Annotated in this window: 14 protein-coding genes; 8 read left to right on the top strand and 6 right to left on the bottom strand. The window is 68.6% G+C overall.

Going from position 1 to position 11,835, the window contains the following annotated elements; genetic code table 11:
• The first annotated feature begins 16 nt into the window (after positions 1–16).
• A complete protein-coding gene (gene lipB / locus ACFLIM_RS34570) occupies positions 17–652 on the top strand; it encodes a lipoyl(octanoyl) transferase LipB (protein ID WP_393172575.1) in 636 nt (211 codons plus the stop codon).
• Between the two features lie 22 nt (positions 653–674).
• On the opposite strand, the gene ACFLIM_RS34565 is transcribed toward lipB, so the two are convergent.
• The 4 genes from ACFLIM_RS34565 to ACFLIM_RS34550 form a co-directional block, all read right to left on the bottom strand.
• Positions 675–1,064, bottom strand: a complete 390-nt coding sequence (locus ACFLIM_RS34565) for a type II toxin-antitoxin system VapC family toxin (RefSeq protein WP_393172574.1) — start codon at positions 1,062–1,064, stop codon at positions 675–677.
• Positions 1,061–1,288, bottom strand: a complete 228-nt coding sequence (locus tag ACFLIM_RS34560; RefSeq protein WP_393172573.1) for a FitA-like ribbon-helix-helix domain-containing protein — start codon at positions 1,286–1,288, stop codon at positions 1,061–1,063. The genes ACFLIM_RS34565 and ACFLIM_RS34560 overlap by 4 nt, the downstream gene beginning before the upstream one ends.
• Positions 1,289–1,359: 71 nt before the next feature.
• Positions 1,360–2,892 carry an amino acid permease gene (locus tag ACFLIM_RS34555; protein WP_393172572.1) on the bottom strand — a complete coding sequence of 511 codons (1,533 nt, stop codon included), beginning with the start codon at positions 2,890–2,892 and terminating at the stop codon, positions 1,360–1,362.
• 116 nt (positions 2,893–3,008) lie between these two features.
• On the bottom strand, positions 3,009–3,923 hold the full coding sequence (locus ACFLIM_RS34550) for a zinc-binding dehydrogenase (RefSeq protein ID WP_393172571.1): 915 nt from the start codon (positions 3,921–3,923) through the stop codon (positions 3,009–3,011).
• Positions 3,924–4,019: 96 nt separating this feature from the next.
• Here ACFLIM_RS34550 and ACFLIM_RS34545 point away from each other — a divergent pair, with 96 nt between their 5' ends.
• Positions 4,020–4,571 (top strand): TetR/AcrR family transcriptional regulator, encoded by a 552-nt coding sequence (locus ACFLIM_RS34545; protein WP_393172570.1) that lies wholly within the window; start codon positions 4,020–4,022, stop codon positions 4,569–4,571.
• A gap of 10 nt (positions 4,572–4,581) precedes the next feature.
• On the opposite strand, the gene ACFLIM_RS34540 is transcribed toward ACFLIM_RS34545, so the two are convergent.
• The gene (locus ACFLIM_RS34540; RefSeq protein ID WP_393172569.1) at positions 4,582–5,127 is read right to left on the bottom strand and encodes a type 1 glutamine amidotransferase domain-containing protein; all 546 of its coding nucleotides are present in this window, start codon (positions 5,125–5,127) and stop codon (positions 4,582–4,584) included.
• A 116-nt stretch (positions 5,128–5,243) separates the two neighbouring features.
• On the opposite strand from ACFLIM_RS34540, the gene ACFLIM_RS34535 reads away from it, so the two are divergent.
• Positions 5,244–5,510 (top strand): heavy-metal-associated domain-containing protein, encoded by a 267-nt coding sequence (locus ACFLIM_RS34535; protein WP_393172568.1) that lies wholly within the window; start codon positions 5,244–5,246, stop codon positions 5,508–5,510.
• Here ACFLIM_RS34535 and ACFLIM_RS34530 read toward each other — a convergent pair.
• Positions 5,507–5,902, bottom strand: coding sequence for a ribosomal maturation YjgA family protein (locus tag ACFLIM_RS34530; RefSeq protein WP_393172567.1), 396 nt, complete (start codon positions 5,900–5,902; stop codon positions 5,507–5,509). The genes ACFLIM_RS34535 and ACFLIM_RS34530 overlap by 4 nt on opposite strands.
• Before the next feature lie 147 nt (positions 5,903–6,049).
• Between ACFLIM_RS34530 and ACFLIM_RS34525 the strand changes: the two genes are divergently transcribed.
• The 5 genes from ACFLIM_RS34525 to ACFLIM_RS34505 are packed head-to-tail and all read left to right on the top strand — an operon-like array spanning position 6,050 to position 11,814.
• Positions 6,050–7,864, top strand: coding sequence for an ABC transporter substrate-binding protein (locus tag ACFLIM_RS34525; protein ID WP_393172566.1), 1,815 nt, complete (start codon positions 6,050–6,052; stop codon positions 7,862–7,864).
• Complete coding sequence (locus tag ACFLIM_RS34520) at positions 7,861–8,913, top strand: ABC transporter permease (protein WP_393172565.1); 1,053 nt, start codon at positions 7,861–7,863, stop codon at positions 8,911–8,913. Before ACFLIM_RS34525 ends, ACFLIM_RS34520 begins: the two co-directional genes overlap by 4 nt.
• Positions 8,910–9,791: an ABC transporter permease gene (locus ACFLIM_RS34515; RefSeq protein WP_393172564.1), complete on the top strand. Its 882-nt coding sequence runs from the start codon at positions 8,910–8,912 to the stop codon at positions 9,789–9,791. The genes ACFLIM_RS34520 and ACFLIM_RS34515 overlap by 4 nt, the downstream gene beginning before the upstream one ends.
• On the top strand, positions 9,788–10,762 hold the full coding sequence (locus ACFLIM_RS34510) for an ABC transporter ATP-binding protein (RefSeq protein ID WP_393172563.1): 975 nt from the start codon (positions 9,788–9,790) through the stop codon (positions 10,760–10,762). The genes ACFLIM_RS34515 and ACFLIM_RS34510 overlap by 4 nt, the downstream gene beginning before the upstream one ends.
• Positions 10,759–11,814 carry an ABC transporter ATP-binding protein gene (locus tag ACFLIM_RS34505; protein WP_393172562.1) on the top strand — a complete coding sequence of 352 codons (1,056 nt, stop codon included), beginning with the start codon at positions 10,759–10,761 and terminating at the stop codon, positions 11,812–11,814. The genes ACFLIM_RS34510 and ACFLIM_RS34505 overlap by 4 nt, the downstream gene beginning before the upstream one ends.
• Positions 11,815–11,835 lie beyond the last annotated feature (21 nt).

Genomic DNA, 11,835 nt, shown 5'->3' with positions numbered 1-11,835 from the left:
GGCTTATCCTCGAAGGATGAGGGCAAGGCCGCTGACACTCGTTCAGGACGATCTCGTCGACTACGACAAGGCGATGGAGCGCATGACCGACCTCGTCGGGCAGCGCCAGCGGGACGAACGGCCGGACACGCTCTGGCTGCTCAGCCACCCGTCCGTCTACACGGTCGGGCGCCGCACCCCGCTCTCCCACCTGCCCGACCCCACGCGCGGCATCCCCGTGCTCGAGACCGGGCGTGGCGGTCAGCTCACCTACCACGGGCCCGGGCAGCTCGTCGGCTACCTCATCGTCAAGCTGGCAGAGGGTGAGGGGATCGTCGACTACGTGCGTGAGGTGGAGTTGCGGCTGGTGGAGGCGTTGGGCAAGCTCGGGCTGCCTGCCGAGCGGCGCGACACGCCGCCCGGCTCCGAGTTGCTCACCGGCGTGTGGACCAGCGAGACCGGGCGCAAGGTCATCTCGATCGGGATGCGGCAGAGCCGGGGGGTCACGAGTCACGGGTTCGCGCTCAACGTGGACGGTGATCTGGAGCCCTGGAACTGGGCGATCGCCTGCGGGATGCCCGACGTGGACATGACCTCGCTCAAGCGGGAGCTGGGATCCACTTCCATGGACGAGGTCCGCACGGCCGTGGCCGCCGCCTTCGAGGCGTCCTGACGGCCTCTTTCGCGGGCCAGAGCTAGCTGCGAGGAAATACCTGTACGTCGGCGTCGTGCCCGTTACCGACCAGCTTGCGGTCGCATGTGTACAAGGGTGCTTCCAGCGCCTCGGCGAGTGTCAGATAGCTGGCGTCGTAGGCGGGGTAGTTGTGACGCAACTCCCAAATCCGATCCGCGATGCCCTTGATCTCGTAGCGGGTGATCTTGAGCGCGAGATAGTCGTTCCGTGCCTGCTCGGCTGCGGCCACGGTCAGCTTGCCGCCAAGCGCGAGCCCGCGCAGGGTCGAGAGGACCTCGACGTCGAGCAGGTGCGGGGCATGGACGCTTGCTTGGAGGGCATCGACGAGTTCTGCATCTGCCTCTCGGCCCGCCAGTGCCTCGACCATTGCCGACGAGTCAATGACGATCACCGCCTGCCCTCCGCGACCGCCTCGAGGATGTCCGCGGTCGAGGGTCCTTGGGAGCGATCCCGCGCCTTCAGCCGCTTGACTATCTCAGCATTGGTCGGCCTGGCGGTGATATCGGCTAGTTCCCTGGCGACGTAGGCCGAAAGGGATAGGCCTGCTTCGGCTGCACGCTCCTTCAGCGACTCGGCGACGGACTCGGGGACATCGCGAATATAGAGTGTTGCCATGACAGCATGCTAGCAGGCTGCAAGCACATGGGTACGGCTCGCCGGGAGCCGTACCCACATGCCAGAAAGCCTCAGGCCGCCGGGACCTCGTCGACGGTGCGGCGGGGGCCCGTGAACCAGTGGCGGGCCGACAGGGCCCACCACAGGGCGATGCCGATCAGCACCACGCCCACCGCGATCGGCGCGTAGTTGACCGAGGTCCAGGTGAAGTCCGCGTTGCCCGGTACGCCGGCCGGTGAGAACGGCATGATGAAGTAGATCGAGACGATCACGATCTCGACGCAGGCGATCCAGCACAGGGCCTTGTACTTCCTGCCGAGCGTCCACGGGCCGGGCTGGAAGGCGTCGCCCATGCGCAGCCGGAGCCAGATCGGGATGAGGAACGCCAGGTAGAGCCCGATGACCGCGATCGACACGACGGCGTAGAAGGCGACCGGGGTGGTCAGGCCCGCCGGGGCGTAGAGGGCGGGCAGCGTGATCAGGGCGGCCACGACGCAGCCTGCGATGATCGCGTTGACCGGGGTCCGGTTGCGGTCGATCTTGGACCACAGCCGCCAGCCGGGGACCGCGCCGTCGCGCGAGAACGCGTACGTCATCCGCGACATCGACGTCACGCAGCTCATCCCGCAGAAGAACTGGCCGATCGTGGAGATCGCGAAGATCGCGGTGGCCAGCGGGGACGAGAGCGCGGTCTCGAAGATTGCCCCGACGAAACCGGCTTGTTTGTTGAGCTCGTCCACGTTCGTCGCCGCGAACAGGAACGACAGCAGCAGGATCCAGCCGCCGATCGCCGAGTAGAAGATCGACTGCCAGAGTCCGCGCGCCGCGCTCTTCGCCGCGCCCTGGGTCTCCTCCGACACGTGCGCGCAGGCGTCGAAGCCGGTGATCGTGTACTGGGTGAGCAGGAAGCCGAGCGGCAGCACGTACAGCCAGAAGGGCAGCCCGTCGGAGCCGTCGCCGAAGCCGGAGTTGTTGTTCGTGCCGCCGAAGACGAAGCCGAGCGACTGGTGGTTGTCCGGCGCGAAGATCAGGATGGCGACCACGATCGCGGCGCCCGCGACGTGCCACCAGACCGAGATGTTCTGCAGCAGCGAGATGAGCCTGTGGCTGTAGATGTTGATCAGTGCGTGCAGCGCGAGGATGATCACGAACAGGAGGAACGCCTGCGAAAGCGTGCCTTCCCACCCGCCGTCGGTCAGCCTCGTGAGGGTGATGTTGAGGAACGTGGCGCAGCCGTAGTCGACCGACGCGGTGACGGCGATGAGGCCGATCAGGTTGAGCCAGCCGGTGAACCACCCGTGGATCGGCTTGCCCAGCTTGGCGGCCCACCAGTAGATGCCGCCCGCCGTCGGGTACGCCGACACCAGCTCCGACATGCAGAAGCCGATGATCAGGATGAACAGGGAGATCAGCGGCCAGCCCCAGGAGATGGCGACGGGGCCGCCGTTGTTCCAGGCTTGTCCGAAGGTGGTGAAGCAACCGGCGAGGATGGAGATGATCGAGAAGGAGATGGCGAAGTTCGAGAAACCGCTCCAGGTACGGGCCAGCTCCTGCTTGTAGCCGAGCTCGGCCAGTCGCCTGGAATCCTCTTCAGTGGTCGTCATTGAGGTCTCCCTGGGGGGCGCGGAGGACGCTCCATTTGGTCTACATCTAGACCATTTCTTTCCAGGGGACAAGGCGTTACAGATGAGTTTCGATGTCGTCAGGGGTGCTGGTGGCCTTATGTCGCGATTTGCATTGTGATCTTGCCGGTGGTGGCGGCGTCCAGCTGGGCCGCCCGGGCCTCCTCGAGTCGATCCCATGAGGCGTGCCAGCCCAGTTCGATGGAGAGCTCGGCGGTGGCCAGGAGGGTGAGCAGGTGGGCCAGGTCGGTGGCCGGGGCCGCCATATCGCCGAACGAGCTCAGCGATCTGGCCTCACCCAGGGCGAACGTGGAGTTCGGGGGGAAGACCGCCGGTTGGCCGGCCGCCCAGCCGATGCTCTGAAGGTTGCCGCCCGGCTTCAGCAATCCCCATGCCGTCACCAGGGCCGGGCCGCCGACGACCTCGATGACGACATCGACGGGTTCGACCCGGTCCAGCCCGACCACCACCTCGACCGCGCGGTCGGTGGCCAGCGCCGCCGCCAGGCGTTCGGCGCGTCCAGGGCTGCTGACGGAGGCGATGACGTGCGCGCCTTCCCGCCTGGCCAGTTGTACGGCCAGCCGCCCCACCGACCCCGACGCGCCCGTCACCAGTACGCGTGAGCCCGGCGTCGGACCGGCGGCCCGGAGCGAGCGCAGTGCCGTCAGGCCGGCCATCGGCAGGGCGGCCGCCTCCACCAGTTCCACCCGATCGGGCACGACCGCCATCGCGTCGGTGCCGAACGCCACCCGCTCCGCCCACGCCCCCGGCCCGAACGCCGCCACCCTGGCCCCCTCGGCGGGACCCGTGCCGTCCTCGGCGGCGCGAATCACGATCCCGGCGGCGTCGTAGCCGAGCACCATGCCCTGCGGCAGGCGGCCCATGTGCCGGAGTTCGCTGAAGTTGACGGACACGTGGTGGACCTCGACGAGCGCCTGCCCAGGACCGGGAACCGGCTCGGGGACCTCCGCGAAACGTCCCTCGGCTCCTGCTCCCACGACCAATGCGCGCATGATCACACTCCCTCGCAACGAATCGGACCGGCGGTCCGATTGATGTCAGGGATAGTATGGGGACCGACAGTCCGCTTGCAAGCAAGGGAGGGTGGTGTGCGGTCGGACGCGACTCGCAACCGGGAGGCGATTCTGCGCGCCACGGAGGAGCTCCTGGCCGCCCACGGTGCCGAGCACATCTCTCTGGACCGGGTGGCCGCCGCGGCGGGAGTCGGCAAGGGCACGCTGTTCCGGCGCTTCGGCAATCGGACCGGGCTGTTCCAGGAACTGCTCGCCGGACGGGCCGCCGCCCTGGCGCACGCCATCGAGTCTCCGGACTCGGCGCTCGGGCCGGGTGCGCCGCCGCACGATCGGCTGCTCTCGTTTCTGGACGAGCTGGCCGAGCTCGCCGAGCGCAATCTGGCGCTCTTCGCCGCGCACGAGCGGGCCTGCGCTGCGGACAAGTATCGCGATCCGACCTATCTTCGCTGGCACGCCCACGTCACGGCGCTGATCGCCCAGGCCAAGCCGGGCCTGGACGCGGAGTTCGCCGCCCATGCGCTGCTGGGCTCCTTCGACGCCGACCTGGCCCGGCACGTCATGTCGGACGGCGGGGTGGCGCGACTCAAGTCCTCCGTCAGAGGTCTCGCTCAGGCCCTCCTCACCTGAGCGTTCGCGGCTACCCCGCGAACGCGTCCGTCGCGGCCTGGCAGAAGGCCTTGAGGTCGTCCGGCTTGCGGCTGCTGACGAGCATGTTCGGCCCGTTCGTGCACACCACGATCTCCCTGTCCACCCAGGTCGCGCCGGCGTTGCGCAGGTCCGTCTGCAGGCTGGGCCAGGAGGTGAGCGTGCGTCCGCGCACCACGTCCGCCTCGATCAGGGTCCAGGGCGCGTGGCAGATGGTGGCCACCGGCTTGCCCAGGTCGAAGAAGGCGCGGGCGAACCGTACGGCCTGCGGCACCGTACGCAGGAAGTCGGGGTTCGCGACACCGCCGGGGAGCACGAGACCGTCGAAGGAGGCTGCGTCGGCGCCGTCCACCGTTTCGTCCACGGCGAACTTGTCGGCCTTGTCCAGATGGTGGAACGCCTGGATCTGGCCGGAGCGGGTCGAGACGAGCTTGGGTGTGCCGCCTGCCTGCTTGACCGCCTTCCACGGCTCGGTGAGCTCCACCTGCTCCACTCCTTCCGGAGCGACCAGGAACGCGATGGTCTTGCCGTTCATCATGTGAACTCCCCCTTGGGCTGCATGTTTCCTCCCCTCTTTCCGGTGGGGGGCGATGTATGCGTGTTTACCCTAGGGGGGTATAGTCACTCCGGAAGTACGAGAGTGAGGAGTGAGGTATGACTGTCACGACGTACCAGGTTGAGGGCATGACCTGCGGCCACTGTGTCAGCTCGGTGAGCGCCGAGGTGGGCAAGGTGACCGGGGTGCGCGGGGTGGAGGTGGACCTGGCAGCCAAGGCCGTGACCGTGACGAGCGAGGCGCCGCTGGACATCTCGGTGATCGACGCGGCCGTGGTCGAGGCCGGCTACGAGCTGGCCGGTCGGATCGAGCTGCTCCCGCAGGTCGGCGCGTCGTCGTGCTGCGGCTCCGGCGGTTGTCACTAAGGCGCGTGGTTCGGGCCTCCATCGGCCGTGGCCGGTTCCGCGGCCGGTGGAGGCCGCCTGAGCCACCGGGCGTGCGCGGCCCACGCGGCGGCGGCGCCCACGGCGTACCAGAACAGGTCGGGCGGGTTGAACGTGCTGCCTAGCACCGGTCGCAGGGCCGCCGGGATGTCCCCCAGCTGGGCGAACTCGATCGCCCCGCTCAGCCCCGCCGCCAGCAGCGCCACCACCCATGGCCGCAGTCTCGGCCAGGCGAGCAGGACGAGGGTGTAGACGAGCACGGTGTAAAGCGCGTCGCCCGTGTACTTCGACACCGGGCCGTCCCACAAGATCCGCACGCCGAGCCCCACAAGCACGGTGAGGGCGGCGGCGAGGGCGACGGGCAGACGGGGCACCAGCTCACGGTAGTGCCAAGGGCGCTGAAAATTTACACCGGAAAAGGAAACGAGAATGAAACAATTTTCCGTCACGCGTTGACACGCGGTCTCCGTATGGTGTGCCTTTCTCTACACAGGACACCCCCGCCTGAAGGTGAGGCACTTATGAGGAAATGGTTCGCACGCCTGGTTGCGCTGGGCGTCGTGCTATTAGTAGCAGGTCAGGGCGCTACGGCGGCCCTTGCCCAGGAACCGGCGGCGGGGAAGAAGATCGTTCGCGTCGGCGCGACGCAGTCGATGGACTCGATGAACCCGTTCCTGGCGGTCCGGCTGGTCTCGACGTCGATCCACCGCTGGATGTACGGCTACCTCACGGTGCCCGACTCCAAGACGCTCCAGCCCAGCCCCGACCTGGCCGAGTCGTGGACCACGTCGGAGGACGGGCTCACGTGGACGTTCAAGATCCGGGCGGCCAAGTGGTCGGACGGCCAGCCCGTCACGGCCGACGACGCCGCGTGGACGTTCAACAAGATGATGACGGACGAGGCCGCCAAGACGGCCAACGGCCCGGCGGTGGAGAACTTCGAGAGCGTCACGGCCAGCGGCCAGGACCTGACGATCAAGCTCAAGTCCCCGCAGGCGTCCATGCTGGAGAACCCGGTCCCGATCATGCCCAAGCATGTCTGGGAGTCGGTCACCGACATGGCCAACTACGACGCCGAGAAGTACCCGTCGGTGAGCAGCGGCCCGTACATCGCGGTCGAGCACAAGAAGGACCAGTACGTCAAGCTGCAGGCCAACCCCAACTACTGGCGGGGCAAGCCCAAGATCGACGAGCTCCAGGTCATCTTCTACGACAACCCGCAGGCCGCCATCGCGGGTCTGAAGAAGGGTGACATCGACCTGATCGGCCGGCTGAACCCGCCTGAGTACGAGGCCATCCAGAACGACCCGAACATCGTCTCCTGGAACACCCAGGGCCGGCGCTCGGCGTACCTGCAGATCAACCACGGCGCCACCACCACCGACGACAAGCCCCTCGGCGACGGCCACCCGGCGCTGAAGGACGTCAAGGTGCGCCAGGCGCTGCACTACGCCATCGACAAGCAGCGGCTGGTCGCCGAGGTCCAGAACGGCCTGGCCAAGCCCGCCGACGGCTCGATCGTGCCGCCGATGTACAAGGACTTCTTCTGGGAGGCCACCGGCGACGAGAAGGTCACCTACGACCCGGCCAAGGCCAACAAGATCCTCGATGACGCCGGCTACAAGAAGGGCGCCGACGGCGTCCGTACGATGCCGGACGGCAAGCGCAAGCTGGAGTTCCGCTTCAGCATCCACACCGACACCCCGATCGAGGACAAGCTCGCCGAATACCTGACGGGCTTCTTCAAGGAGATCGGCATCACGCTGACCACCAAGAAGCTCGACTCCAGCAAGTTCACGGAGGAGACGGGCGTCACGGGCCTGTTCGACATCGCGATCAGCGGCTGGTCGGTCAACCCCGACCCCGAAGAGGTCCTGGCCACGCACCTGTGCAGCCGCAGGCCGGCTCCGGGCGGCGAGGGCGGCGGCACCGAGTCGTTCTACTGCGACCCGACCTTCGAGAAGCTCTACCAGGAGCAGCTCAAGGAACTCGACCGGCCCAAGCGCGCCGAGATCATCAAGCAGATGCAGGAGCGGCTCTACACCGACGCCCCGATCATCGCGATCTACTACACCAACGACCTCGAGGGTTACCGCAAGGACCGGATCACCAGCATCACCCCGATCCCCGAGGAGAAGGGCCTCCTGTACGGCGGCAGCGGCTACTGGCCGTTCTACACCGTGGACGCCAAGGCCACGGCGGCGAGCGGGGCGAGCGGCGACGGCGGCTCCAACACCGGCCTCATCGCCGGCATCGTCGGCGCCGTGGTGGTCATCGGACTGGCGGCCTTCCTCCTGAGCAGGCGGCGCAAGAGCGTCGCAGACGAGCGCGAATGACCACTCCGCTAGAAGCAGCAGAGCCCGCCGTCCAGGCGGCGGGCCCTGGTGACGAGCGCCCCACCAGCCGCGGCACGCTGCAGTACGCGCTGTCGAAGGCCGGTGGGGCGTTGTTCAGCATCGCCATGGTGATCGTCGGCACGTTCTTCGTGTTCCGGCTGCTGCCCGGCGACCCGGTACGCAACCTGGCCCAGGGCCGCAACATGACCCCGGCCCAGCTCGACCTCGAACGTCACCGGCTCGGCCTGGACATGCCGCTGCCCGACCAGTTCCTCGACTTCGTCGGCAGGACGCTGCGGCTCGACCTCGGCACGTCGTACGAGTACAAGAGGCCCGTCCTGGACCTGATCGGCGAGCGCATCGGCCCGACGCTGCTGCTCGTGGGGACAGGCCTGGTCATCGCGGTCAGTCTCGGGATCTGGCAGGGCACCAGGGCCGGATGGCGGCGCGGCAGCCGGTTCGACCGCTTCTCCACGGGCACGTCGCTGGTGCTGTGGTCGGTGCCGACGTTCTGGCTGGGACTGCTGCTGATGATGGTGTTCGGCGTCGGCATCGGCCCGATCCCCGGCATCTTCCCGTTCAGGGGCAGCGAGAGCGTGGACGCGCCCGACGGCTTCGCCTACGTGCTCGACGTGGCCTCGCACATGGTGCTGCCGTGTCTGACGCTGGTGGCCGTGGTCTACGCGCAATACCTCCTGGTCATGCGCTCGTCGCTGCTGGAGGAGGTCAGCCAGGACTACGTCACGGTGGCCCGCGCCAAGGGCCTGCGCGACGACGAGGTACGCCGCCGCCACGCGGTGCCCAACGCCCTGCTGCCCACGGTGACCCTGGTCTTCATGCGCGTCGGCTTCGTGGTCGGCGGCGCGGTGACGGTCGAGACGATCTACACCTGGCCGGGGCTCGGCCAACTGTTCTACGAGGCGATCGCCGTGCCCGACTTCACGCTCATGCAGGGCACGTTCCTGCTGATCACCGTGGCGGTGATCGTCATGAACACGCTGGCGGACGTGGTCTACCACGTGCTCGACCCGAGGGTGAGGTCGGCATGACGAGTGTCGCGACAGCCCGCAGGCGGCTCGCGTTGAGCCGCTTCTGGGCCGACTTCCGCACCCATCGGGCCGGAGTCGCCGGAATGGTCATCCTCCTCGCCGCTGTGGTGCTCGCACTGATCGCGCCGTTGTTCATCGACGAGAACGTGACCAGCGTCGTCGACGCGCCAGGGGAGAAATGGGACTCGCCGAGCCTGGCCTTTCCCTTCGGCACCGACGAGTCGGGCCGCTCGCTCCTGCTGATGATCTGGTGGGGCTCGCGCACGTCGCTGCTCATCGGCTTCCTCGCCGCGCTGCTCAGCATCGTCATCGGCATGGTCGTCGGCATCGCGGCCGGCCACTTCCGCGGCTGGATCGGCGCCGTGCTCATGCGGGTCACCGACTGGTTCCTGGTGTTGCCCTCGCTGGTCACGGCGCTGGTGCTGGCGGCCATCCTGGGCGGGACCACGTTCACGATCATCATGGCGATCGGCGTGACCACGTGGCCGTCGACCGCCCGGCTGATCAGGGCTCAGACGCTGGCCGTCGAGGCCAGGCCGTACATCGAGCGCTCCAAGGCCCTGGGCGCCGGGCACTGGCACATCACCACCAGGCACGTGCTGCCCAACGTGGCGCCGTTGCTGCTGGCCAGCACCACGCTGGAGGTGGCCAGCGCGATCGTGACCGAGTCCACGCTGGCCTTCCTCGGTGCCAGCGCCAACAAGACCTCGTGGGGCACCATGCTGCGCGGCTCGTACGACTTCGGCGCGGCCACTGAGGGCGCGTGGTGGTACATCCTCATCCCCGGCCTGGCCATCCTCACCGTCGTCATGGCGTTCACCCTGGTAGGGCGGGCACTGGAAGCCGTGCTCAACCCACGGCTCAGGAGGGCGGCATGAGTCTTCTCGAACTCGATGACCTGTCGGTGACGTACCGCATCGCCGCGGGCGAGGTGCCCGCGGTGCGCGGTGTGTCGCTGACGTTGGACTCCGGAGCGGCACTCGGAGTCGCCGGCGAGTCGGGATCCGGCAAGTCGACGCTGGCCATGGCGCTGTTGCGGCTCCTGCCCCGCGACGCGCGTGTCGGCGGCCGGATCCTGCTCGACGGTGAGGACGTGCTCGCCATGAAGTGGGGTCGCATGCGGGCCGTACGGTGGGCCGAGGCCTCGATCGTGTTCCAGGGGGCCCAGCACGGGCTCAACCCGGTGCGCAGGATCGGGGACCAGATCGCCGAGCCGCTGCTCGTACACGGCCTGGCCAAACCCGAGGCCGCCCGCAAGCGCGTGGCCGAGCTGCTCGATCAGGTCGGCCTGCCCACCTGGCGGGCCCGCAGCTACCCGCACGAGCTGTCCGGCGGGCAGCGGCAGCGGGTGATGATCGCGATGGCGCTGGCCTGCTCACCGCGGCTGATCATCGCCGACGAGCCGACGACCGCGCTCGACGTGATGGTGCAGGCCCAGGTCCTGACCCTGATCAAGGAGCTGGTCAGCGAGCACGACATCTCGCTGATCATGATTTCGCACGATTTGTCGGTCCTGGCGGACGTGTGCGACCAGCTCGCGGTCATGTACGCGGGCCGCGTCGTCGAGCACGGGCCGTCCGGCGAGGTGTTCCACGACGCCAAGCACCCCTACAGCCGGGCGCTGGCGGCGGCGTTCCCGACGGTGGGGGACCCGGGCTCGCGCATGGCGCCCAAAGGCCTCGGAGGCGATCCGCCTGACCCGATGCAGCTTCCGGGCGGCTGCTCGTTCCACCCGCGCTGCCCGGTGGCGCTGGACGAATGCGCGACCCTGGACGTGGAGCTCTGGCCGGCGGGTCCGAGCCGTACCGCCGCCTGCGTGCACGTCAGGGCAAAGGAGGGGGCCTCATGACTGAGACTCACGCGGGGGGCAAGCCCCCCGCGACCCCCCCGAAGGGCGAGGAAGAGGCGTTTGTCTCAGCAGGCTTGGGGGAGCAAGCTCCCCCAAGCCTGCTGGAGGCGCGGGACTTGCACGTGGAGTTCTCCTCGCGCGGCCGCCGCGCCCGCGCCGTGGACGGCGTGAACCTGTCCATCGGCGAGGGCGAGATCGTGGCGCTGGTCGGCGAGTCCGGCTGCGGCAAGACCACTCTGGCCCGCACGCTGCTCGGCCTCGAACGCCCCACCTCGGGCGAGGTCCGGTACGGCGGCACGGCGCTGGAGTACGGCTCCAAGGCGCTCAAGGCCTACCGGCGTCAGGTGCAACTCGTCCTGCAGGACCCGACGGGCTCGCTCAACCCCAGGCACACGGTGTACGAGGCCGTCGCCGAAGGGCCGCGCATCCATGGCCTGCAGGATGAGCGGGAGGTCGTCTCCACGGCCCTGTCCAGGGCTGGGCTGCGGCCGCCCGACCGGTTCTTCCTGCGTTACCCGCATGAGCTGTCCGGTGGGCAGCGGCAGCGCGTGGTGATCGCCGGGGCGCTGGCGCTGAACCCGAAGGTGCTGATCGCCGACGAGCCGGTGGCCTCGCTCGACGCCTCCGTACGCGGTGAGATCCTCGCCCTGCTGCTGAAGCTTCGGGCGGAGCTGGGGTTGTCGGCGCTGGTCGTCACCCACGACCTGGGGCTGGCCTGGAACATCGCCGACCGGGTGGCCGTGATGTACCTGGGCCGGATCGTCGAGTCCGGTCCCGTCGAGCAGGTGCTGACCGCGCCGCGGCATCCGTACACGCAGGCTCTCATGTCGGTGTTGCCGGAGTCGCCCGAGCGGGTGGTGCTGACCGGCGAGCCGCCGGACCCGACTCGGATCCCCGGTGGGTGCCGGTTCCACGCCCGCTGCCAGGTGCTCGCCTCGGGGAAGGCGGCCGAGGCGGGGGTGGACGGGAAGTGCCGGTCTGAGCTGCTGAGCATCCTGCCCGCAGTCCCCGAGGCCCAGGCGGCCTGCCACTACGCGGACGTCACCGGCTAGCCCGGCGGCCGGGCGCCCCCG

This window comes from Nonomuraea marmarensis (assembly GCF_043197025.1).
Taxonomy (GTDB): Bacteria; Actinomycetota; Actinomycetes; order Streptosporangiales; family Streptosporangiaceae; genus Nonomuraea; species Nonomuraea marmarensis.
This window is presented reverse-complemented; position numbering and strand designations above follow the sequence as displayed.